Annotated in this window: 21 protein-coding genes; 12 read left to right on the top strand and 9 right to left on the bottom strand. The window is 41.1% G+C overall.

All coding sequences use genetic code 11. The features are described 5' to 3' along the window. The first annotated feature begins 12 nt into the window (after positions 1 to 12). The gene (locus tag AACU33_RS25440) at positions 13 to 2,985 is read left to right on the top strand and encodes a pentapeptide repeat-containing protein (protein WP_096591822.1); all 2,973 of its coding nucleotides are present in this window, start codon (positions 13 to 15) and stop codon (positions 2,983 to 2,985) included. A 13-nt stretch (positions 2,986 to 2,998) separates the two neighbouring features. Here AACU33_RS25440 and AACU33_RS25435 read toward each other — a convergent pair whose 3' ends face one another. After that, positions 2,999 to 3,445: a Fur family transcriptional regulator gene (locus AACU33_RS25435; protein WP_096591819.1), complete on the bottom strand. Its 447-nt coding sequence runs from the start codon at positions 3,443 to 3,445 to the stop codon at positions 2,999 to 3,001. Positions 3,446 to 4,804: 1,359 nt separating this feature from the next. On the opposite strand from AACU33_RS25435, the gene AACU33_RS25430 reads away from it, so the two are divergent. Then, positions 4,805 to 5,278, top strand: coding sequence for a CRR6 family NdhI maturation factor (locus AACU33_RS25430; RefSeq protein WP_096591817.1), 474 nt, complete (start codon positions 4,805 to 4,807; stop codon positions 5,276 to 5,278). A gap of 85 nt (positions 5,279 to 5,363) precedes the next feature. Here AACU33_RS25430 and AACU33_RS25425 read toward each other — a convergent pair whose 3' ends face one another. Continuing rightward, positions 5,364 to 6,125, bottom strand: coding sequence for a hypothetical protein (locus tag AACU33_RS25425; RefSeq protein ID WP_096591814.1), 762 nt, complete (start codon positions 6,123 to 6,125; stop codon positions 5,364 to 5,366). A gap of 569 nt (positions 6,126 to 6,694) precedes the next feature. Then, positions 6,695 to 7,636 carry a glycosyltransferase family 9 protein gene (locus AACU33_RS25420; RefSeq protein ID WP_096591811.1) on the bottom strand — a complete coding sequence of 314 codons (942 nt, stop codon included), beginning with the start codon at positions 7,634 to 7,636 and terminating at the stop codon, positions 6,695 to 6,697. Positions 7,637 to 7,705: 69 nt separating this feature from the next. On the opposite strand from AACU33_RS25420, the gene ispD reads away from it, so the two are divergent. From ispD to AACU33_RS25405, 3 genes are all read left to right on the top strand, one after another. After that, positions 7,706 to 8,386, top strand: coding sequence for a 2-C-methyl-D-erythritol 4-phosphate cytidylyltransferase (gene ispD, locus AACU33_RS25415; RefSeq protein WP_096591809.1), 681 nt, complete (start codon positions 7,706 to 7,708; stop codon positions 8,384 to 8,386). Between the two features lie 196 nt (positions 8,387 to 8,582). Beyond that, complete coding sequence (gene scpB / locus AACU33_RS25410; protein WP_096591806.1) at positions 8,583 to 9,131, top strand: SMC-Scp complex subunit ScpB; 549 nt, start codon at positions 8,583 to 8,585, stop codon at positions 9,129 to 9,131. A gap of 193 nt (positions 9,132 to 9,324) precedes the next feature. Continuing rightward, a complete protein-coding gene (locus AACU33_RS25405) occupies positions 9,325 to 9,669 on the top strand; it encodes a DUF760 domain-containing protein (RefSeq protein WP_096591804.1) in 345 nt (114 codons plus the stop codon). A 160-nt stretch (positions 9,670 to 9,829) separates the two neighbouring features. On the opposite strand, the gene AACU33_RS25400 is transcribed toward AACU33_RS25405, so the two are convergent. Further along, the gene (locus tag AACU33_RS25400; protein ID WP_096591801.1) at positions 9,830 to 11,038 is read right to left on the bottom strand and encodes an HhoA/HhoB/HtrA family serine endopeptidase; all 1,209 of its coding nucleotides are present in this window, start codon (positions 11,036 to 11,038) and stop codon (positions 9,830 to 9,832) included. Positions 11,039 to 11,241: 203 nt separating this feature from the next. Between AACU33_RS25400 and AACU33_RS25395 the strand changes: the two genes are divergently transcribed. Beyond that, positions 11,242 to 12,123 (top strand): peptidoglycan DD-metalloendopeptidase family protein, encoded by an 882-nt coding sequence (locus AACU33_RS25395; protein ID WP_096591799.1) that lies wholly within the window; start codon positions 11,242 to 11,244, stop codon positions 12,121 to 12,123. A gap of 25 nt (positions 12,124 to 12,148) precedes the next feature. Here AACU33_RS25395 and AACU33_RS25390 read toward each other — a convergent pair whose 3' ends face one another. Genes AACU33_RS25390 through AACU33_RS25380 form a run of 3 tightly spaced genes read right to left on the bottom strand, consistent with a single transcriptional unit; the run spans position 12,149 to position 13,722 of the window. Continuing rightward, a complete protein-coding gene (locus AACU33_RS25390; protein ID WP_096591796.1) occupies positions 12,149 to 13,186 on the bottom strand; it encodes an isochorismatase in 1,038 nt (345 codons plus the stop codon). Positions 13,187 to 13,228: 42 nt separating this feature from the next. After that, complete coding sequence (locus AACU33_RS25385) at positions 13,229 to 13,507, bottom strand: type II toxin-antitoxin system RelE/ParE family toxin (protein ID WP_339376281.1); 279 nt, start codon at positions 13,505 to 13,507, stop codon at positions 13,229 to 13,231. After that, complete coding sequence (locus tag AACU33_RS25380) at positions 13,504 to 13,722, bottom strand: hypothetical protein (RefSeq protein WP_096591794.1); 219 nt, start codon at positions 13,720 to 13,722, stop codon at positions 13,504 to 13,506. The genes AACU33_RS25385 and AACU33_RS25380 overlap by 4 nt, the downstream gene beginning before the upstream one ends. 43 nt (positions 13,723 to 13,765) lie before the next feature. Here AACU33_RS25380 and AACU33_RS25375 point away from each other — a divergent pair, with 43 nt between their 5' ends. After that, a complete protein-coding gene (locus tag AACU33_RS25375; RefSeq protein WP_096591791.1) occupies positions 13,766 to 14,758 on the top strand; it encodes a pentapeptide repeat-containing protein in 993 nt (330 codons plus the stop codon). Between the two features lie 367 nt (positions 14,759 to 15,125). Beyond that, positions 15,126 to 16,352, top strand: a complete 1,227-nt coding sequence (gene ispG / locus AACU33_RS25370) for a (E)-4-hydroxy-3-methylbut-2-enyl-diphosphate synthase (RefSeq protein ID WP_096591789.1) — start codon at positions 15,126 to 15,128, stop codon at positions 16,350 to 16,352. Here the strand turns inward: ispG and AACU33_RS25365 are convergent. Beyond that, positions 16,321 to 16,497, bottom strand: coding sequence for a hypothetical protein (locus tag AACU33_RS25365; RefSeq protein WP_339376280.1), 177 nt, complete (start codon positions 16,495 to 16,497; stop codon positions 16,321 to 16,323). The two genes, ispG and AACU33_RS25365, sit on opposite strands and share 32 nt — an antisense overlap. A 1-nt stretch (position 16,498) precedes the next feature. On the opposite strand from AACU33_RS25365, the gene ctpC reads away from it, so the two are divergent. Then, complete coding sequence (gene ctpC / locus AACU33_RS25360; RefSeq protein WP_096591786.1) at positions 16,499 to 17,782, top strand: carboxyl-terminal processing protease CtpC; 1,284 nt, start codon at positions 16,499 to 16,501, stop codon at positions 17,780 to 17,782. Between the two features lie 23 nt (positions 17,783 to 17,805). Here ctpC and AACU33_RS25355 read toward each other — a convergent pair whose 3' ends face one another. Beyond that, positions 17,806 to 17,994 carry a DDE transposase family protein gene (locus tag AACU33_RS25355; protein ID WP_096591784.1) on the bottom strand — a complete coding sequence of 63 codons (189 nt, stop codon included), beginning with the start codon at positions 17,992 to 17,994 and terminating at the stop codon, positions 17,806 to 17,808. A 269-nt stretch (positions 17,995 to 18,263) separates the two neighbouring features. Here AACU33_RS25355 and hflX point away from each other — a divergent pair, with 269 nt between their 5' ends. The 3 genes from hflX (at position 18,264) to AACU33_RS25340 (ending at position 21,926) form a co-directional block, all read left to right on the top strand. Continuing rightward, the gene (gene hflX, locus AACU33_RS25350) at positions 18,264 to 20,009 is read left to right on the top strand and encodes a GTPase HflX (protein WP_339376518.1); all 1,746 of its coding nucleotides are present in this window, start codon (positions 18,264 to 18,266) and stop codon (positions 20,007 to 20,009) included. An 89-nt stretch (positions 20,010 to 20,098) separates the two neighbouring features. After that, positions 20,099 to 20,755 carry a 2OG-Fe(II) oxygenase gene (locus AACU33_RS25345; RefSeq protein ID WP_339376279.1) on the top strand — a complete coding sequence of 219 codons (657 nt, stop codon included), beginning with the start codon at positions 20,099 to 20,101 and terminating at the stop codon, positions 20,753 to 20,755. Between the two features lie 352 nt (positions 20,756 to 21,107). After that, positions 21,108 to 21,926, top strand: a complete 819-nt coding sequence (locus tag AACU33_RS25340) for an XDD4 family exosortase-dependent surface protein (protein WP_339376278.1) — start codon at positions 21,108 to 21,110, stop codon at positions 21,924 to 21,926. The last annotated feature ends 397 nt before the right edge of the window (positions 21,927 to 22,323 follow it).

The following is a 22,323-nucleotide window of genomic DNA, read 5'->3' as shown; positions in this document are numbered from 1 at the left end:
CCATGTAATTAAATGAACCTTCATATCCGGCATTGGTTAGCGGAAAATAGTATCGAAATACACAGGCTTCATGAATTGTCAGTCGGGCAAATGGCAGGAGTTGCCTACCGTATTGTTCAGGACATGGAAGTTAAAAGCCTGATGCCATTTGATATTTGTACCCTAACAGAGGTACTAGAACTTCCCCTCAAAGCAGTTTGGGAAGAAATTACTGCTATTGCTCATTTGACTGAAAATCTTTTGCGTAGTCTCAGCCAAAAAAAACCCCTAAAACGTAATGAGGGAACATGGCTGGCATTTCAAATTGCTTATCTTCATAGTTTGCAACAAGTTTTAGCGCAGGAAGTCGGCTTGCAAAAACCTTGGTTAGATCGAGCCACGATCTGGAATCAGGGTTCGCGAGAAAAAATAGAATCTCCACTGCAAGACGGCCACCTGCATGAGTTGCTGGATACTCTCAACCCAGTAAAACTGAGTGATACTCAAGCAGAACAAGCACTTTCTTTAGTAGCAGGTTCGTTACTCGTACAACAAATCAACAATGTAACCATAGCTTGGCTGATTGCGAATGGTGCAGAAGAATTTGAGGCGAAACTTTTAACGCAGCGTTTGTCACACGCACTTCCTGGTTATTTGTTGAAAGTCATTGCTGAAAATCCTGCTCCTCTAGCTCAACTGCAAAAATTTGTGCGTTTGGGAAATTTCTCCCCCTCTAATTCAATCGATTTAGAACCCGAACTCATAGAAAACGCTCCCAGCCCTACAATAGATGACAAAATTGATATTTGTAGAGAAATTTACCGAGCTAGTTTACTCAAAAACCTCAGTCAACCCTTATTTATAGAATCCTTTGCGCTTCCGGATATTTATGTTCCCCTCAAAGGTTTGCCCATAGAAGAAGAAAGTAGTTTTGAGCAAAGTCAAAAAATTGGCTCTTTAATTGATTTACAAACATGGGCGCAACAACAGTTAGCCGATTTAGAGACTATTGCTGTTATAGAATCGGAACCTGGTTGTGGTAAAACTAGTTTCTGTCAAATTTGGGCTGCAAAGATCGCGTGGGAACTTTATCCTAATTGGATGCCGATTATCATTCGGCTGCGAGATATCAAATACAACACAAGTTTAGTAGCAACTCTCAATTCAGCTTTTGGGCTAGATTTACAGCTAAATTTTGCTACTTGGTTAAAGCAAGATTATCCTCGCTGTCTGTTGCTGCTTGATGGTTTAGATGAACTCCCACCAACTAAGCAAGGTGACAGAGCAAAAGAGCTTTTTATTCAAGAGTTACTGAACTTGCAGTTGCAAGGACAACATAAGATTTTTTTGACAAGTCGGATAGGAACTTTACAGCAAATTGCTCCTACATTACCGCAGCAATTTAAAAGAATTACTATCCAGCCTTTAGATGTGGAAGATCTCAGATATTGGTTTCAACAATGGGCTATGGTGCAATCTTTGCCCGTAGCTCAAAACTATTTTACGTTCTTAAAACAGGCAGGATTATTTGCTAAGAAATCAAAGTTACCACAACTGTCTGCTTTAGTCCGCCAACCTCTAATGCTGTATTTGTTGGGCGTGCTACATCGTGACGGATTGTTAGACAATGAAATACTAAAATTAGCTCCTAATAGCGCACCCTTATTATGGGAAATTCACCATCGCCTGAGTCGATGGTTATTGGGTTATCCGCTAACAGGTGGGACAAAAACAATGCTCCTGCGGTCGGGTTCGGCTCATATCCACCGTACACCAGAAGCGATCGCCAATTTACTCTCTCATCGCCATCCCCAAGATTTCCTGGAGCTGATGCAGGCGACGGCTTTAAAGATTTTACACAGCGATCGCGCCCAAATTAATTTATCTGCTGAATTTTCGCTTCCAACTCTACCAAGCTTTTATTTTAGAACTCAGCACTCACTCAGCATTGAATTGACTCACCCCAATTTAGGCGAATACCTCTATGCAGAAGCTATTGTTACCCAATTAAAAATCCTTACCCAGCGTCAAGAACCAGTAGATCGTCAATCGCCATTTATCCTTGACTCTCCCTCTAGCGTTGCCCAACACCTTTACAACTTGCTCGGTTACGGTATTCTTAGTCAGGAAATAGAAACACTTGTCATTGAGGGTTTACGCCATCAACAAAAGTGGCAATTTTCCTTTGAAGTTTTGTTTCAACGTCTTGAGTCTTTCTGGCGTGATTACTGTCAAGGTCGGTGGTTAGATGAAGGGATAGTACACCAAGCCGCGACTAATTTTCACGCTCTGCAAAACCCCATTACTATCGAGCAGGTAAATGCAGCAGTCGGACTCAATGTATTTTTATTACTATGTGCTTGCGATCGCACAGCTAACGTTTCTTTTTCACCTTGTGGCAATCCTAAAAATTTAGCCGAATTCAATCCCCAAGCTCTGTACGTGCTCATTGGGAGAACAGCAGTTTTATCAGCCAATACTTTTGCCAAGCGCGTCAGATTCCAATCTCTATCTGGAATCAACTTATCTGGTGCATTTTTGTTACACGTGATTCTCGCTAGGGTAAATCTCAAACAAACAAACTTCTTAGAAGCAACATTGATGGGTGCGAATTTAGCAGGTGCAAACCTCACGGACGCAAATCTACTTGGTGCAAACCTCATAGGTGCAGATCTTACAGGTGCTAACCTCACAGGCGCAAATCTCACAAGTGCTAACCTCACAGGTGCTAACCTCACAGGTGCTAACCTCACAGGTGCTAACCTCACCTATACCTGCCTGTTTGATGCGCTGTTGTCGGATATCCAGAAAGAAGTTGCAATGTTAAATGGTGCTATCTTCTCTTTAGAAGAGTTTCAACGCCTGAAACGGTTTGTGTCAGAGAACTCTCCCTTAGCTACTTTCAACACAGCAGCAAACACAGATATTTACGGAGAAAATATTCTGAATCTAGGGTTAATTGAAGGACAAGAAGACGATCCAACTGTCCCTGTAGATTTAAATTAACAGTTGTTTGCCATTAGCTGGCTTGGGAGTTGCGATAACCATAAAAATTGATACTGTAATCGGTAATCCGTACTCCTGTTTGCTGTTCGACTTGACGGATAACTTCTTCTGGTAGTTCTATATGAACGTCGAGAATTTGATTGGTATCAACACAGTTAACATGACTATGGGAATCACTGATATTACCGTATAAACGCCCGTCGCAGCGTTCAATACACTCAATAATACCTTGACTGGATAAAGCTTCTAAATTTTGATAAACAGAAGTATGACCAATATCTTTACCTTGCTGGTTCAAGCGATCGTAAATCTCTCTAGCAGAAAGATGTTCGTTTGCTTGCCAAAGTAGTTCTAGAATAAAGCGACGCTGACGGCTGACGCGCATTCCTAACAGTTGACACTGCTCAAGTGCATCTTCTAAAGAACGAATTGGTTTTGTAGTAATTGCTTGTTTTTGCATATTTTTAAGTTTGTTAATTGTTAGGATGATTTTCCCAAATAGAGGGTTAATTGATTATTCTTACTTATATGTGAGATATTACTACTGTGTGTCCTGACCTGTGTTATCTGCGATCGCTACGGCATTTACAGGTCAATAGATTTCTTTGCTGGTTGAGGTCGTTTCGTTACTTCCTAATCTAAAACAAACTCATTACAACTTTAGCTTAAATTGGTTGGTAATGTCCACCTAACAGCAGGTGTGTTCCTTGTCTGAAGGAGTTAGCTAATATCTAGTTCCCAAGGTGGAAACCTTTTTTACAGTCACTTCCATGCGGAGAAAGCGTGTAAGGCGCTACTGATACACTCACAGAGCTAACGCAGTGGCTGTGCTGTACTAGACTTACAGGCTGAATCATCACCACAAAACATTCTCCAGCTTTCTCAATGCTGAATTTCTCTTAGCTGTAGTTCAGTTCGGTTGCTGAAAAAGACAAGTATTAAAGTTCTTAAAATTACAGCTAAACTGATATAAATACGGTTGAGTAAAGTGTGGTTTATTTGAGACTCTTATTATTAAGTAAACCTTAAGAAAAGAATTTAGCGATCGCTCACCGAGCAAAATTATTTTTAACTTTTTTTAATATTTTCCTGAATCGGAAATCCTCTGTGCTATTCATTTGTAGATACTTATCTATTAGCTTGTATAATTCAATCTACGAATATAATTTAATAATCTGCAAAAAGAAAATAAGATTTTTTCGATAGCATTGCCTCACAAAAATTGGAATGTAATTAACACGGAAATCATAGCTAAAATCAGCAAAAATTCAGCATATTCACGTATTAACATAGCGTCCGCAAATTTACATAATGTCTAACAGGTAAATACAAACAGCTGAAACTTAATTTTTGATATTTATCAGAGCCAAAAAATATTGAGTTCAATTTCAGTATTTACTGTCTAATTTTTATGGAGTAAGTAACTAGAGCAAATAAAATTACAAAGGATAACTATATGCAAAGCACAGCGTTTGTACCTTCGGGTATAAACCATGAATGCATCAATGTTAATGGCATATGTTATAGGGAAATACAAAGCAAAGATGGCAAGATGCCATTTTTAGCCGTAGACTACCTATCTTTTCAACAGGAGGTCTAGTGGTGAAATGAATGCCAGTAACTCTTAAGCTAATGAATTTCCTTTAAATTTCGGCAAATAGACAAAGACGTTATAGGGCGCGATTAATAAATATCGCGTCTTTAATTTTGCCCATGAAAATGACAGCAAATTTACCGCAAATCTAGCATCGCTCCCTGAAAGCTGCTACTGTGAATTGTCGAGCCTACAGTTGAGCATAAAATAGTGGCTGCTGAGTCAATGACAATTACAATCGCAATCAATACTGACGCCATTAACAATCTGGATCTGTCGCCCGCCTCAACGGTGATTGAGAAACTCTTACAAGAGGAAGCGATTGCATCCCACGAACAGCAACTGCGTTTTGAAATCAAATATAACCTCGAACCAGGAGATCCAAGGGAACTTTCAGAGGTTCCTGAGATCCGGCTGTGGTTTGTCCGTTTAGATGCTAGATATCCCTGGCTAGCATTTTTATTAGATTGGAAAGCAGGAGAATTCGCCCGTTATACTGCCATGCTTGTACCGCATCAGTTTAGCGCTAAAGAAGGCATTCAATTTAATCCTGAAGCCTTAGAGATATTTTTGATGCACAAAATCTTCATTTTAAGTGATTGGCTAAAACAACAGGGCTTACCCACTCAATCACGACTAAAATCTCTAGCACAAATGCTAGGTTACGAATTAGATGACGCTTTCTTTGAAATGTTTTAAAGATGTCATAGGTAATGGAAATTTTGGGAAATGGATAATTCAAACTTTCCATTACTCATGACCAAACTTATAAATAATTTTTATATCAGTTCAGGCGGCAGATAAAGCTTAAAGCAGCATTAAAAGCAAATTCCACTGCTTTCGATTTGCTGGGTAAGGCAGCCTGCCATATTCGATAATCGTTATAGGCAATAATTAAGTTAGCTATATCATCAATTTGAACTTTATTTAGTACATCATATTGAGCTGATTCAAAATCTTGTAATGTACCATTTTTGACGAAAATATCTCGTGCTGCTTGAATAAATCCATCTAAAGTTGCTTGTATATATTCTTGACCCACATCTTCTGCAAACACAGTAGAAGTTTTGAATCCCTTTACTTCCTCGACCAGCAGATTGGCAATTTCTCTACCTACTTGATGATTCCAATCATAAGGCAGGTGAATATCTAGATATTCACATCCGTTATCTTTATATTTCAGATATTCATGAATATCTACAGCAACTTTAGGTAGTTGATAACCAGCCAATAGTTGTTGTAAGGGATTGGTATTTGTATTAATCAAAGGATCGCGAAATATTTTTTCGTCGCCTTCTCGACATTCATATACAAGATAAGTCCAAATACCTGACTCACAAGTTTCGTCTTGTTTTGCTTGGTAGAAAGTTATAGTTCCATCTGCTTCACACTCATAATAGGCATTATGAACATCGACGAATTCGCAGCGATGTAAGCACTGAAAATTTAAGATTCTTTTAAAAATTGCAGTTATATGGTGAGGCTGACTTTCAATCTGAATGTAACGCTTGGGACTACTAAGAAAGCCATGCAATCGAATTGCCATTGATTTTTCCTTTGGATAGAGCAACATCAGTCACGGTAAATGCACCTGCCCAAAAACAATAGGATATTAAGGAACACTAATTTGAGGTGTTCGATTCACTTGTAGGCTGAACCAATTTGGTGATTTTCATAACTTGCGATCGCCTAAAAGTCGAGTGAGTCTTGCCAGTGATTCAGGCTGAGGTTGTTAGTTTTTGTCTTAACGTAAATCTTTACAACACTATAAATTTCTTGTTGAAAACAAAATATACCTCCAGGCTCAAAAGGTTAAGTAAATTACAGATGTTAGGAATAATCCAAGTTGTATTTTTCCCACAAGTTTAACGAAACTAACAAATTTCCTCAGAAGAAATTTACTTTTTCTAGAAACCTTGTCCTATAAATAAACAGAAATCCGCTAAGTAGCGGATTTAATAGGATACAGGGATGAGTTGTCTATATTTTGAATACTGGCGCAGCGCTCTGAAAATTTAAATATATGGGGGTATAAAAGAGTAAATAATGAAAACTATTACACCCCCAAAACCACGAACTCAGGCTCAAAAAATAAACTTTTTGGGTGCTGTTGGGTTAGCTACCCCAGATTTTATCCAAAACTACCGTTGGAGAAATATCTGCCAATTTGCCTGTGGGGGATTTAATCGCCAGGAATTTCTCGCTTGTGGGCAATAACTGCGCTGGATCTGTGGCTCCAAATAAGCCAATCGTATAAGTTTGGACTGCAACGCTAAGTGGCAAGGCTACCCTGTCAGTAGTTAGCATCAAACTTGCTCCACCAACAAAAGCAGCCAGCTTGCCAATATTATCAGGGGAAGTCACCTTAAGATGATGACAGGTTTCCAAAAGCGATCGCACAATTTGTTCATCCTCAGGTTCTTTGACAATCACCACAGGTAAATCTGGCTGCTTTTGTTGAAAGTCTTGAATGATTTGCCGCCAATTTTTCACAGCATAAATTTGGGATGATGGGCTAGAACCAGGATAAATCAAGACATAACCTGTTTCATTGATTCCTAGGCGCTTTTGTTCGTTTTGCGCCCACTCAAGATCGGGTTTTGGCACATTGACTGCTAATTCTGGGCAAGGAGACTGAATATTTAACAGTTGCAGCAAGTCATGATATAACTCTGGCAAATACTGGGAAGGTTTGAACGGTATAGTTTTGGTGAGAAAAACTGCTCCTTTCCCTTGATAGCCAATACGTGTGGGAATTCCTGTCAGCCAGAGCATCAGACCCACCAACCAACTTTGCCCCACAGCAATGGCGACATCGTACTCGCGATCGCGAATCATGCCCACCAAATTACCCCAATCTGCCAAACTGTTACGGTCTTTGTAATCGAAGGTCAGTACCTCGTTAACTGACTTGCTGACCCGGTAGGCAGCCTTTGACCGGGGTTCCACCACGACATCGATCTGAGCATTGGGATAATAAAGCTTCAGATCGTCTAAAGTCGGAAACAAAAGAATTTGGTCGCCAATTCCGCCTGGTACAAGGGCTACTACTCGCATAATATTTATTGACGCTTACTCGCTCCCTATTTTAGGGGAAAATATATAGCCAAAAGATTGAAGAATTCTGTGTATTTACTAATTCCAGCTGCGGGTATCGGACGAAGAATGGGGAGCGATCGCAATAAACTCCTACTAACAGTGCGATCGCAACCGATTATTACTTGGACTCTCAAAGCCGCAGAAGCGGCAAATAGCATCAGTTGGATTGGGATTATTTCTCAACCCACCGACTGGGAAGATTTAAAGGCAATTCTTGCTGATTTAAAGCTGACTAAACCAGTGGAATTAATTCGTGGTGGCTCCACCAGACAAGAATCTGTTTACAATGGCTTGCAGGCGCTACCAGCCGTCGCAGAGCAAGTTTTAATTCACGATGGCGCTAGATGCCTCGCCACACCAGATTTACTCAATTCCTGTGCCCAAGCTATCCGCCACTGTCCTGGTTTGATTGCTGCCGTTCCCGTCAAAGACACGATCAAAGTCGTTGATGAACATGGCATAATCCAAAGTACGCCTGACCGACGCCAATTATGGGCAGCACAAACTCCGCAAGGATTTGATGTGAAATTATTAAAACAGTGTCATGCCGAAGGTTTGCGTCAAGGTTGGGAAGTAACTGACGATGCGGCTTTGTTTGAAAAGTGTGGTATCGAAGTCCGAATTGTCCAAGGAGAGGAGACAAATCTGAAAGTGACCACTCCCCAAGATTTGGCGATCGCAGAATTTATCCTCAAAAGTAGGGAATGAGGAAGCAGGGAAGGGAGCGTGGGGAGTGTGGGGAGTGTGGGGAGTGTGGGGGGACAAAGGAGAAATGCCCAATGCCCCATGCCCTAATATTGACAAATTATGTAAATTATGATATTATCCCACACACTTGCAACTCGTCTGTCGTCACTTGTCAGTTGCTATTGACTCTTGACTATTGACTATTGACTCTTGACTCATGAACACAGCCACAGCGACTAAGATAGAAGCAATTCTCTATTTAAAGGGTAAGCCCTTGTCGCTCGGTGAAATCGCCGAGTATGCCGCGTGCGATCGCGCTACGGTTGAGGAAGGCATAATTGAACTCATTGACGACTATGCCCGCCGGGATAGCGCCCTAGAAGTCGTAGAGACACCAAATGGTTATAGTTTGCAACTGCGGTCTGATTTTCATGACTTAGTGCAAACATTAATCCCCGTAGAATTGGGTTTAGGAGCATTGCGGACTTTAGCAGCGATCGCCCTTAATAGCCCAATACTCCAAAGCGACTTGATTAACCTCCGGGGTTCGGGAGTGTATCAACACGTTCCCGAACTTGTGGAACTTGGTTTTGTGAAGAAACGCCGAGACAGCGACTCTCGCTCTTACTCGCTACAAGTAACACCGAAATTTCATCAGTATTTTCAAATCGAGCAACTCCCTCAGATATTAGCCACAAATCAAAAAGAACAACAATTAGAGCTAGACCTAGATCTAGAACTCAAAGAAGAAGTAGCAGCAGAATAAAATCCCTACCTTGATGGGGATGAAGCTGGCGGACAGGGGACAGAGGGAAAAGAAATACTTGACTCTTGACTCTTGACAAATAAACTAGCAACCTTCCCCCAGATAGAGTTAATTGGTTATACCAGTGGGGAATGCATTACCCTTGTACTATGGTTTAGAGTAGAATCAGCAACTAAGCTACAAAAAACTGCCAATGGAGTTTAATCCTGACTTTCTAAATGACAACTCTGAGGAACAAGCCAACCAGCTTCTAAACGACTACTTTGAGGACAACCCCAATCAGTTGCTGAAATATCTACAGCATCAGTCGCCTGAAGTTTTAGCCCGCGTTGCCCAGTCCGTCAGCCCCGAAATTAAGCAAATTATTTCGCAAAACGTTCAAGGGCTAGTGGGAATGCTGCCTCCAGAAAATTTCAACGTGCAAATCACAACAGATAGGGAAAATCTAGCGGGTCTTTTAGCATCAGCGATGATGACGGGCTATTTCCTGCGCCAGATGGAACAGAGGATGCAGTTAGATCATTTGTCTGGGCAATAGGCAATAGGCAAGAGGAGCCAGTGCGTAGCTCAGAAGGGTTTCCCACAAGTTAGCAACTGGCGTTCAAGAGTCAATAGGCAATAAGCAAGAAAAAATGACAAATGTCCATTTTTTTCTCTGCTACTGTGCCCCTTGTTTCCCTTGCCTCATGTTCTCCCGGCTACTTCTTCTGAGGATAAGTCCCTGATTGTACTTTAAAAATTTGGGTTTTACCGCTGCGGCTGACTTCGATTTCTAATATGTCCCCAACTGAACTGGACTCGACTAACCTTTGCACTTGGGCTGAGGTTTTAACTGGCCTGCGATTGATTTTTTGAATCACATCTCCAGCAAGCAGTCCTGCCTTTTTTGCTGGGGAATTATCCAGAATACCCTTAATCACAACACCAGCATCCTGTTGGATATTGAGATTATTTTCTTGATTAATCTGCTGCTTTTTAGTGGGAGAAAGATCTGTCATCTCTACACCCAAAAAAGGATGTTCTACGCGCCCTTTGGTAAATAGTTGATTCGCAATCCGAGCAGCAGTTTCTATGGGAATTGCAAAACCCAGACCTTGAGCATCAGCACGAATCGCAGTATTAACACCAATCACCTCTCCTTGGGCGTTTAACAAAGGCCCGCCAGAGTTACCAGGGTTGATTGCAGCATCAGTTTGGATAAAACTAACTCGCTTTTCTGGAACACCAACTTGAGCGCTAGTGCGATCGGTAGCGCTGATAATACCAATTGTCACAGTATTATCTAAACCCAAGGGATTGCCAATAGCGATCGCCCACTGCCCTGGGATCAAGTTTTGCGAATTGCCCAGCTTGACTGTAGGCAATTTATCTGCGGGAATTTTCACTACTGCCACATCTGTAACAGCATCAACTCCCAAAACTTTCCCTTCAAAAGATCGACCATCCTTGAGGGTTACTTGTACTGTGTCTGTATCTGCGACTACATGAGCGTTAGTCAGTAATTCGCCATTAGCGCTTAATATAAATCCCGACCCTGTACCGCGTTCAATTCGTTCTTCCGGCATTGGTTGCTCATCTTCACCAAAGAAGCGCCGCAATAGGGGATTTTTTAAGGCGTCAGAAATGGGATTTGCAACTTTGCGAGTAGCATTAATTCGCACTACAGCTGGGCCAACTTTTTGCACTGCTGTGGCGATAAAATTCACATTGTCACCCCCAGTCGCCCCAATTGGCCCGCTAACAGGATTAGGAGCTACCGATTCTGGAGGCAAAGCTGCCGTTACATTTTTGAGTTCTTGAAAAGAGTACCGTTTTGGCAGGAGATAGCGACTACCTAACAAACCTGCACCACCGCCGATTATCAGTAAAGATATATAGACGGCCAGTTGCTTTAAAGATAACTTCATAATAATTCCGGTTTATTGACAGCAATGCAGTTGCTAATTTCTAAGTTTAGTCAAGCAAATAGCAAGTGGACAGATCAATTTGAAAGAACAGTAAAGAAAAAGTGAAAAATCCTTAAATATACTTACAGGGAACTACTTGTCGCTTGTCCGCTTCTACTTTCCCAATACCAATTTAAAATTTAAAATTAACGTTACTGATACACATGACTCGTCCCTACTGTCTAGTGTTTATCTGTGGTTTAATCAGCACTTTAGGGCTGGGATTCATACTCCCAGACTTACAAAGTGCCAGCGTTGCCGTAGAGAGTTGCCCCACTCCGCCAGCCCTATCTCGTTTCCGGCGTCATATAGTTACCCGTGGCGAAACCCTAGAGAGTATAGCCAAACTCTATAATCTCAATCCTGCAACTATTATTAGCATGAATCCAGTTGCTAAAAACGGCGCAGTGGCTGTGGGCAGCGAACTTCAGATTCCTCCCTACAATGGAATTGTGGTAGAAGTACCTCAAGGTCAAACGTGGCGACAAGTAGCAGCTAAGTATAAAGTTCGGCCTGATGCCATGTTTGAAATCAATGGCTGTCAACAAAACCCCAGAGTTGTGTTTGTTCCTGGGGTGAATGGTGTGGCAAATCGTCCTGTAACTGCGCCTCCTACATCGGCTACATCTCCTAGCCCAATAAGTGGCTATCCTTTGCCAGAAGCGACTACCGTGGCGTTGCCTTATGGTTGGCAAATTCATCCCACTACAGGCGAAGTATTCTTTCATAGCGGAGTAGATTTATTAGCAGCTGTAGGCACATCAGTACAAGCGATCGCCCCTGGAACTGTCGCCTTTGCTAGCGAACAGGGTACTTACGGCAAATTAGTCATCATTAATCATAGTGGCGGACTCCAAAGCCGCTACGCCCATCTTGACACTATCAAGGTGAGCGTCGGTCAGCAAGTAAAAAAAGGAGACTTGCTCGGAACCGTTGGTACTACTGGACAACCTGCTGCCAAACAACCCCATCTTCATTTTGAAGTGCGTTCTAGCTCATCTCTGGGTTGGGCAGCTCAAGATCCAAAAAGTTATCTCAATAAATGAGAATTATTTTTTGCGTTCCTCTGCGTTAAAAAAAGCCTGAGATAACATCAGTTGATTTGATAATATTCATTCCCGCTGCGGCAAATCTCGCAAAGGCTGCATCTGCTTGTTCTGTGTAGTCAACAACCCCTGGAACAACAACAGGAGATGTGCAATCTTCTAACAAATAAACTTTTTTGGTCAAGTTAGCATCTACTTGCTTAATTTCTGTTAATAAATCATCAATTGTCCAAGCAACACAATGACTTTTAGCTTGACCACCAATAATTACTGCATCAAATTCTAAAAGCTGCTGAATTAAGCGTGTGTTCTTTTGAGCTAAGGGATTTCGATCGAACCCTATTAATACTTCTGGGCGTAAAACAGAATAGTTTTCAGTTAATGGATTATCGCCTTTAATTTCAAATTGTGTTTGGCTCTGACGCGCAATACAATGGAAAAATATTGCTTCTTCTACTGAAGAAACTAAAGCATGACCAATACCGCCAAGCATTGAATGGTAAGGCCAAACTGTTAGCGGATATTTACCATCTTGACTTAGCTGTTTAACATAATGATAAGCGTGTTTTTCTAATAATTCATAATCGCTCTTAGTAATACTATGAGCAACAGATGGATTAACTTTCCAGATACCTTGTTCTATATCTATTGGCTTAATGTTAGTAGCTGCTGGTATTGGATGTTCTCCAGCAGAATTTATCCAAAAAATAGGATGAAAAATCTGCATGGCTGTATGAGTATCCATTGTGGGCGCAATTGTTGTAATTACACCTAAATTGCGATAAATAAATTCACACAAACGTTGATTATCTTCTACTGCTCCTCTACCCGATTTTCCACCTACAAATAATTCAAATTCAGGAATACAAAAAGTATTTTGAACATCAATTAAAAGTAGACAAATGCGGCACTTATCAGAAGATGCTGGTTGGATGTTATGTTGTTTTGCCCATACTTCAGCTTCTGCTGCAAGTTTTTGGTAAGGTACGCGCCAGAATTCAGCTACTTTTTCGGATGTGAAGTGTGGAGGAATTGGAAGTTGAGTTATTGTTTGGTTATTCATATAAAATTATGAGCTAGATTTGCTAATTATATTTACTATATTTTAATCTTCATAATAATCTAAAGTTAATAACAATATTTCTTCTTCGTACAAGTCACTATTAGTAACAAATTTAAATAAAAGCCGAGTAGTATAATTAATGGAACATGACCATTTGCCTGAAAAATCATCTTTAAGCTGATGACTACCTAAAATTGGTTGAAATGGGTCTTCTAACATTTGTTGCAAAACTTCCTCAACTTGACAACGTAATTCAGGATTGTCCTTAACCAAGCTTTTAAAAGCGCGAATAAATGTTGGACTCCAAACCAAAGTTTTCACTTGTCCAACTCCCCCATTAAATCTGCAACTGAACCACGCCGGACATTACCTTGAGCGTAATCGCTTTCTGCTTGCGCAATTTGTTTTAATAAATTATGCAGTCTTTGCTGTTTAAGACGCTGTTGAATAATATCTACAAGCATAACCTGAGCTTCTGGATCTAGGGCTTCTACGGCTTCCAAAGCTTTCTGGAACGTTGTTTTTTGTTCTAGCATCGGTATCAGAAAATTTGCTCACAAATATAATGTAGCTGCTTGTATGAGCGATCGCTTCTCTTTTGTTTTTTCGATACATTATGTTAATAGTATATTTGTATTACATTCTAGAGCGATCGCACTAATGAACCGGGATGAGTTACTCAGGCTTTACACAGCAGGTGAAAGAGATTTTTCTGGTTTTGACCTCAGAGGCGTCAAACTCAAGGGTATTGAGTTAATTGGTGTCAATTTCCGCAATGCGAATTTAAGTAATACGAAATTAGCCTATGCTGATATTCTCCAAAGCAACTTGCAAGGAGCAAATCTGAGTGAAGCTAATCTAGACCATACTCGAATTGATGAATGCGATTTAACAGGTGCTAACTTAAAAAACATCGATGCATTTCAGTCATCTTTAGAAGGTTCCAACTTAACTGGCGCTAATTTGAGTCAAGCTTTATTAAGAGGAGTCTGTTTGGTCGCTGTTAATCTAAGCGATACCAATTGGGAAAAAGCAAATATTGATAATTGGTTTGTTGTCGCTTTTAAGAATTACTTCAAAAAAGTTTATCTTAGACGTACTGTTTTATATGTTAACGATCCGACTGAAGTAAATCAGTGTGGTGCAGATTTAACTGATGCTATCTACTATAATTATCATCCTTTTAAAGACACAGCAGTAAATGACCCACCAGGCGTGATTCGTATGTATCCCGGTGCTGACTTGCGTGGATTAGATTTTAGTGGTTGTAATCTCAGAAATCTTGACTTAAGCGGTGTCGATCTGAGTGGGAGTAACTTGAAAGGTGCTAACCTAATCCACACAGATTTGAGGAATGCTAATCTCACAAATACAGACTTGCAAGATACCTATTTAAAATATACAGATCTGGCTGATGCTATTTTCTGTAATACCATCATGCCAGAAAATAAAGTTGAAGAGATTGCTGACTATCAAGACGAAGAGGAAGAAGAGATTATTGATTTCCTACCACAATATGATGCATCTATATTAGATGAGATAGATGTTGATATTTTCACTATTGATGAATAATAATTTATTTCTCCATCAGCTAGAGAGCGAGTTAATTATATACTACGGAAATAGCGTTGTAATGAAAGCTGCGCATTGATGCATATCATAGATAAAAATTATAAAAGCTGATTTATTAAAATAATTGGCATTCGTGATAGCATTTATAACTCAGTAAGAGAGCGATCGCTACCCAACTGCAAAAGCTAGTAAATCGTCTATTTTCGGTAAAGAGAAAAATCAATCAATCTCCTTTATTTCGTCTACTTTCTCAATTTCTTTTTTTTTTACTACCTCATTGACTAAAATCGCCCCAGCTGTGGCAATCTGAGAAACAGAGATTTTGAAATTTGATATTTTCGCTACAGCAAATTTACCTAATGAGGTTATGCAAACTCTGCCCACAGTTACAACTGTAAACTCCACATCTAGCGAACCTACCTTTGATACAACAATTAAGCGGCGTAAAACCCGTCCGGTAAAGGTGGGAGATGTCACTATTGGCGGTGGCTATCCTGTGGTAGTGCAGTCAATGATTAATGAAGACACGCTAGATATTGATGGTTCTGTGGCAGCTATTCGTCGTCTGCACGAGATTGGCTGCGAAATTGTCCGCGTCACTGTGCCTAGTATGGCTCATGCCAAAGCTTTAGCGGAAATTAAACAAAAACTCATCCAAACCTATCGAGATGTGCCTATTGTTGCTGATGTGCATCACAACGGCATGAGAATTGCTTTAGAAGTTGCCCAGCACATTGAGAAAGTACGGATTAATCCCGGTTTATATGTCTTTGAAAAACCAAATTCTCATCGAAGTGAATACACCAAAGCAGAATTTGATGAAATTGGGGAAAAAATCCGCGAAACCCTAGAACCTTTGGTCGTCTCTTTAAGAGATCAAGGTAAAGCTATGCGCATCGGGGTAAATCATGGTTCTCTGGCCGAGAGAATGCTATTTACCTACGGCGATACTCCAGAAGGCATGGTGGAATCTGCTTTAGAATTCATTCGGATTTGTGAATCGCTCAACTTCCACAATTTAGTAATTTCGATGAAGGCCTCGCGAGTACCTGTCATGGTAGCCGCCTATCGTCTCATGGCCAAGCGTATGGATGAGTTGGGCATGGATTATCCCCTGCATTTGGGCGTCACAGAAGCCGGAGACGGGGAATACGGACGAATTAAATCTACGGCTGGCATTGCCCCATTATTAGCTGATGGCATTGGCGATACAATTCGCGTCTCCCTGACAGAAGCACCAGAAAAAGAAATTCCCGTCTGCTACAGCATTCTGCAAGCTTTGGGATTGCGGAAAACTATGGTGGAGTACGTCGCCTGTCCTTCCTGCGGACGCACTTTATTTAACTTAGAAGAAGTGCTGCACAAAGTTCGAGAAGCCACTAAACATTTAACAGGGCTGGACATAGCAGTCATGGGTTGTATTGTAAATGGCCCTGGTGAAATGGCAGATGCTGACTATGGCTATGTAGGCAAAACTCCTGGTTATATTTCTTTATATCGTGGCAGAGAAGAAATTAAAAAAGTCCCAGAAGATAAAGGCGTAGAGGAATTGATTAACCTCATTAAGTCCGATGGACGCTGGGTAGAACCGTAAAATTTTCGTAACGGCGACCATTGTGGTCGCCGGATCGCCAAGTATTTTGCTGTAATAAGAATACATGCTCGTCTGTTACAGTGATACCCTGTGTTAGATTGAGCATACTGACTATACAAAATTTTTCCTCTGGCGCAGCTGTCATTATGGTGATTACAAAAAGTAAGCTGGTTTTGGGTGCTACGGCAGTGACGCTCTCAACTATTGCTATTACGAGCCTTGGCATTCACTCACGAGGTCAGGCCTTAAATAACAGTCCCAAGGAACTGATAGACGAAGTTTGGCAAGTTGTGCAGCGCCAATACGTAGACGGTACTTTTAATCAAGTAGATTGGCAGGCTGTACGGAAGGAGTACTTAAGTAAGTCCTACAGTAGTAAAAAAGAAGCTTATAAGTCCATCCGGGAAATGCTGAAAAAGCTAGATGACCCTTATACCCGGTTCATGGACCCAGAGGAATTTAAAAATATGCAAGTTGATACCTCTGGTGAGTTAACAGGTATTGGTATCACAATCAGTCAGGATGAAAAAACAAAGCAGCTTGTTGTGATCGCCCCGATTGAGGATACTCCAGCATTTAAGGCTGGTATTTTAGCCAAGGATGAAATTCTCAAAATCGACGGTAAAAGTACTGAGGGGATGGATACAAACCAGGCAGTGTCCCTCATTCGCGGTGAAGCAGGCTCTAAGGTAAAACTAACTATTAGGCGTAGCGGTCAAACTAAGGATTTTGAAATTACACGGGCACGAATTGAAATCCATCCAGTGAAGTTTTCACAAAAACAAACTCCAGCTGGAAATATAGGTTACATTCGCCTAAACCAGTTCAGCGCCAATGCTGGCAAAGAAATGCGAAATGCCATTAAAGACTTAGAAACCAAACAAGTAGTTGGTTATGTCATGGATCTGCGTGGCAATCCTGGTGGTTTACTCTTCTCAAGTGTGGAAATTGCTCGGATGTGGCTGAATAAAGGCACAATTGTCTCCACAATTGATCGTCAAGGTGAGCAAGAGCGAGAAATAGCCAATGGACGTGCTTTGACAGATAAGCCGTTGGTCGTTTTGGTAGATAAAGGTTCAGCTAGTGCCAGCGAAATCCTCTCTGGAGCTTTGCAAGACAACAAACGTGCTACCTTGGTAGGCAGTCAAACCTTTGGCAAGGGCTTGGTACAATCTGTACGCCCGCTAGAAGATGGCTCCGGATTAGCGGTGACGATCGCTAAATACCATACCCCAAGTGGTAAAGATATTAATAAGCATGGTATCGATCCCGATGTGAAGGTGGATTTGACCGATGCCCAAAGGAAAGATTTGTGGCTCAACGAACGGGACAAATTTGCCACCCTCCAAGATCCACAATTCGCTAAGGCAGTAGAAGTGCTAGGCAAGCAAATTGCTGCTAGGGGCACCACTAGTGTAGGGAAAAATTAAAAATTGTAAATTATTTCTTGAATTTATTGGGGTTGGCACTTGCCAGCCCTAATTAATCCGACACGACGGGCGATCGCTTCTCCTTGAGAAGTAAATGGCCCCCAATGTTCTATAATCTCTAGATTATCTTCTTCAGCAATTAAGTTGCAGACGATCTCGCAAGAACCAGCAGGACGCTTAACAACATACCAAACTTCTGTTGACTCAGTCATAGAAATATAAGTAAATTCAACTGTTTACTATACTTTTTCACATCAGCCATCAGAGTTTCAACAATCTGCTAGGCGATTTTCAGTCAATGGTTGAAGTGCTGAACGCCTAAGTAAACTGTCTATCGTATCATAAAATTTTATTAAATAAAAAAATTAAGACTGCTGCATCCCAATGCCAGCCTCATCAGCTAGACTTTGAACCTTGAAGCATGTTGTAAAATAGACTTATAGAAGGATTCGGGGGACCATTTTACTGGTCAGAAACGCCTATAGAGACTATCTACGGAAATCTCCAAGGTTTAAAATCTAGCCAGCTGAAGCAGCTACAGCGGCTATATCACCAGCGCATACCGGGCGATCGCATAACTACGTCCGAATTTGCCCAGCGTCTGGCAGCAATTAGCACAGAAATCAATCAGCCTGTGTGTGCCTACCTCAACCGTCGCGGACAAGTGATTCGCGTAGGGGTAGGCACACCGCGTCAAACGCAAATTCCACCGTTAGAACTGCCCCGTTATGCTGCAGAACGACTTAGCGGTATTCGTTGCATTGCCACTCATCTGAAGTCAGAACCGCCAAATGAAGCGGCGCTGACGGCTATGGCCTTGCAACGCTTAGATGCTTTAGCAGTACTCAATATTACCGGAACAGGATTTACCCGCCGAGGCGGAGGCGCTGCTGGGTATGTCAAAGAAGCTTATTTGGCTCACCTGACACCCCAAGAGTCTCAGCCTATGCTAGCCAGTGCAACTTTATCTAAAGTCGGGTCGAGTGCTGTCCAATCTCCTAGCTGGAGTGTGTCACCACCTCTGAGTTTGGATGAGTTGACACAGCAAGATTTGATAGATTTAGTAGAAAATCTGGAAGCAGAATTTCAGCGCGAATTTGTTGCCCAGCAAGTAGATATTGACCACGATCGCGTGTTAATTGTGGGAGTGATGACAGATGAGATGACTCCTCTAGCATTCCACGATACCTTAGCGGAATTAGCACGCTTGGTAGATACAGCTGGGGGCGATGTATTGCAGACAGTACAGCAAAAGCGATCGCGTATTCATCCTCAAACAGTAGTCGGTGAGGGCAAAGTCCAAGAAGTCGCCCTGACTGCTCAAACTTTGGGGGCAAATCTAGTAGTATTTGACCGCGACCTCTCACCCGCCCAAGTCCGTAATTTAGAAGCGCAGATTGGTGTGCGGGTAGTTGACCGTACCGAAGTAATTTTGGATATATTTGCCCAACGCGCTCAGTCCCGTGCTGGTAAGTTACAAGTAGAACTGGCACAGCTTGAATATATGCTGCCGCGGCTGACTGGTAGAGGGCAAGCAATGTCCCGGTTAGGAGGTGGTATTGGTACTCGTGGCCCTGGTGAAACAAAACTAGAAACTGAACGCCGTGCTATTCAACGGCGCATTTCGCGTTTGCAACAAGAAGTTAACCAGCTGCAAGCACATCGTTCCCGCTTACGCCAGCGCCGACAGCATCGGGAAGTACCCTCAGTAGCTTTAGTTGGTTATACGAATGCTGGTAAATCCACCTTGCTAAATGCCCTCACCAATGCCGAAGTATATACAGCAGACCAGCTGTTTGCCACTCTTGACCCCACCACACGCCGCCTGGTGATTCCTCATGCCGAAACAGGTGAATCTCAAGAAATACTACTGACAGATACGGTAGGATTTATACACGAATTACCTGTCTCATTAATGGATGCTTTTCGGGCTACCTTAGAGGAAGTCACAGAAGCAGATGCTTTACTACACTTAGTCGATTTATCTCATCCAGCTTGGTTGAGTCATATTCGCTCAGTTAGAGAAATCTTAGCTCAAATGCCAGTGACTCCAGGCCCAGCATTGGTTGCTTTTAACAAGATCGATCGAGTCAATAGCGAAACCTTAGCTTTAGCTAGGGAAGAATTTCCTCTAGCAGTATTTATTTCTGCTAGCCAGCGCTTAGGATTAGAAACCTTACGCCATCGCTTAACCCAGCTAATTCAATACGCTGTTGACTCTCGGTAAATACTAAAAAATAACTTTTGTGTTTCAGTTAAAATGCCGTAGTGAATCTCACTATGGCATTTGCTTTTAAAGATAAAGTGGAAACCAATATGACTACAGAACCCGAAATTTCAGTACAGGCGATAGAAACAGTTCAACTAGTAAATGTTAATGCTTTGTCTTCTGAATATCTCCAAATAGAAAACTTTTTAACACCAGATGAACATCAGCAACTACTCAAATATGTTCTAGAAAAGAAAGCAGATTTTGTACCTACCAGTACTTCCACTAACGCTATGAATTATCGGGAATCATTGGTTCTCTACTCCTTTCCCGAATTTTCCGAACTCATCTTACAGAAAATAGACGCGATTATACCTGATGTAATCACCAAATTAGGACTACAATCATTTGCCATCAATTATATTGAAAGCCAACTCACCGCACATAATGATGGTCATTATTACAAAATCCATAATGATAACGGTAGTCCAGAAACTTTTCTCAGAGAACTTACTTACGTTTATTACTTTTATCGAGAACCTAAACCTTTCTCTGGTGGAGAGTTACTGATCTATGATAGTCAAATCTCTAATAAATTTTATGTAAATTCTGATTTATTTAACACAGTTGAGCCTCGTAACAATAGTATTGTCTTCTTCCTCAGCCGCTATATGCACGAAGTACGGCCTGTTAGTTGCCCATCTCAAGCTTTTGCAGATAGCCGCTTTACTATTAACGGTTGGATTAATCGCACCGCAAACTAAGTGTAAATGCTATAGATGAATATTTAAGTATTTCACTAGCAAATACTAAACTCTAGTTTGATAAGAATATATTTGTCAATAAATGTATAAGATCAAAATTAATCTGAGCAAAAATAATAGTAACTATTACGGATGTTGGCTATATCTATAGTCACCGTAAAGCTACTATACTCATGGCAATCAACTATAAAAAATAATATTCAACGCTCAAGTAAATTTTAAATGAAGTTAGAGAACAACCGTAGACTAGCTCAATTTTTTGTGCCAATTTATATTCATATTTCCTTGTGCAATCCCGATAGATTTGAAATACTCTTCTAGCCCTAAACTAAAACCGAGGGTTTTAATCCGCATGTCTCAAGCATATTCCAAGCAATTATTGGGTTATCTAACCTACTTTGTATCAGCATTAGCTGTGGTTACGGCTGCGCACATACCTAAAGCAAATGCTGCTACTATGACTTTTTCAGCCACAGGAACTAACTCAGCATCGGGTGGTGCTACTAATGCTCTGGGCGCAAAAGTTGTCTTTGATGACTCACTTATCAGTCAAGGTAAATTACAAGTCACCTTAACTAACATAGGGCCAGGTGCTACAGTGCCTTCTGATATTCTGACAGCCTTTTTCTGGGATATTACAGGTAATCCCACAGGTTTATCTTTGTCTTCAGCAATAGCACCAAAAGTGGTTGCTAACAATGGTGCTAGCACCACAAATAATGTCGATCTTAAGGCTCTTAATGAATGGAAATTGCCAAACACAGGCAATGGCTCAACAGATCTTCCTGGGATAACCCAAAATTACGGTATAGGTACTGCTGGCTTAGGTATTTTCCAAGGAGGTGGGGGACAGCAATTTAATTACGGTATTATCAGCGGTTACGATAGTCCAAATCCAGCCGTAAAAGCAGGCACTTTTGTCAAAGATTCTGCTACATTCGTTTTATCAGGTCTGGCTACTAATTTTGATATCAAAAAGATTAACAATGTTCGTTTCCAGTACGGTACAAGTTTAAGTGAACCTAGTCTTATACAAAACCAAGGCACTTATTATACTCCACCGCCACCTCCACCTAAAAAAGTACCTGAACCGAGTACAACCGCTGCGCTTGGATTATTGGCATTGAGTACGCTGAAAGTGCTGAAAAAAAAGCCTCTAGTACAAGTTTAAATTCTAGCTTTTAGCGTCTGATAGGTGAGTACCGGATACACAATGTTACTTAACATACATAAAGATTAAAACCAGAACATATGGTCGCACCGTATCCGGTGCATCTTCACTCATTTCTCTGGAAATAACCCATTAGCGCGATCAAACTAATTTTTGAAGAAGTGATAATTTAGAATTTACGCTGTATTAGTAAATTAGAAATTACTTTACGCATAGCTTTTACTATTATTGAACTACAAACTGAGTAGCGGTTAATACTTAATTCAAATTAAACCACAAAAATAAACACCGTATAGTTGCTGAGGTTACTCGTATTTAAACTGGAATACCATTCAGTTAATTAACAAACCTGGTGCAAAAATAACATTAGTCAAGAGTCTATAGCTAATAGCCTATC

It is taken from the genome of Calothrix sp. NIES-2098, from assembly GCF_963875125.1.
Classification (GTDB): Bacteria; Cyanobacteriota; Cyanobacteriia; order Cyanobacteriales; family Nostocaceae; genus Aulosira.
The sequence above is the reverse complement of the archived record's forward strand: the minus strand, read 5'-3'. Positions and strand labels throughout refer to the sequence as shown.

What these genes read in the sequence shown, in the direction of transcription:
- AACU33_RS25440 (WP_096591822.1), top strand. Translation starts at nt 13, where the DNA reads ATGAACCTTCATATCCGGCATTGGTTAGCGGAAAATAGTATCGAAATA.
- AACU33_RS25435 (WP_096591819.1), bottom strand. Translation starts at nt 3,445, where the DNA reads ATGCAAAAACAAGCAATTACTACAAAACCAATTCGTTCTTTAGAAGAT.
- AACU33_RS25430 (WP_096591817.1), top strand. Translation starts at nt 4,805, where the DNA reads ATGACAATTACAATCGCAATCAATACTGACGCCATTAACAATCTGGAT.
- AACU33_RS25425 (WP_096591814.1), bottom strand. Translation starts at nt 6,125, where the DNA reads ATGGCAATTCGATTGCATGGCTTTCTTAGTAGTCCCAAGCGTTACATT.
- AACU33_RS25420 (WP_096591811.1), bottom strand. Translation starts at nt 7,636, where the DNA reads ATGCGAGTAGTAGCCCTTGTACCAGGCGGAATTGGCGACCAAATTCTT.
- scpB (WP_096591806.1), top strand. Translation starts at nt 8,583, where the DNA reads ATGAACACAGCCACAGCGACTAAGATAGAAGCAATTCTCTATTTAAAG.
- AACU33_RS25405 (WP_096591804.1), top strand. Translation starts at nt 9,325, where the DNA reads ATGGAGTTTAATCCTGACTTTCTAAATGACAACTCTGAGGAACAAGCC.
- AACU33_RS25400 (WP_096591801.1), bottom strand. Translation starts at nt 11,038, where the DNA reads ATGAAGTTATCTTTAAAGCAACTGGCCGTCTATATATCTTTACTGATA.
- AACU33_RS25395 (WP_096591799.1), top strand. Translation starts at nt 11,242, where the DNA reads ATGACTCGTCCCTACTGTCTAGTGTTTATCTGTGGTTTAATCAGCACT.
- AACU33_RS25390 (WP_096591796.1), bottom strand. Translation starts at nt 13,186, where the DNA reads ATGAATAACCAAACAATAACTCAACTTCCAATTCCTCCACACTTCACA.
- AACU33_RS25380 (WP_096591794.1), bottom strand. Translation starts at nt 13,722, where the DNA reads ATGCTAGAACAAAAAACAACGTTCCAGAAAGCTTTGGAAGCCGTAGAA.
- AACU33_RS25375 (WP_096591791.1), top strand. Translation starts at nt 13,766, where the DNA reads ATGAGCGATCGCTTCTCTTTTGTTTTTTCGATACATTATGTTAATAGT.
- ispG (WP_096591789.1), top strand. Translation starts at nt 15,126, where the DNA reads ATGCAAACTCTGCCCACAGTTACAACTGTAAACTCCACATCTAGCGAA.
- AACU33_RS25365 (WP_339376280.1), bottom strand. Translation starts at nt 16,497, where the DNA reads ATGACAGCTGCGCCAGAGGAAAAATTTTGTATAGTCAGTATGCTCAAT.
- ctpC (WP_096591786.1), top strand. Translation starts at nt 16,499, where the DNA reads ATGGTGATTACAAAAAGTAAGCTGGTTTTGGGTGCTACGGCAGTGACG.
- AACU33_RS25355 (WP_096591784.1), bottom strand. Translation starts at nt 17,994, where the DNA reads ATGACTGAGTCAACAGAAGTTTGGTATGTTGTTAAGCGTCCTGCTGGT.
- AACU33_RS25345 (WP_339376279.1), top strand. Translation starts at nt 20,099, where the DNA reads ATGACTACAGAACCCGAAATTTCAGTACAGGCGATAGAAACAGTTCAA.
- AACU33_RS25340 (WP_339376278.1), top strand. Translation starts at nt 21,108, where the DNA reads ATGTCTCAAGCATATTCCAAGCAATTATTGGGTTATCTAACCTACTTT.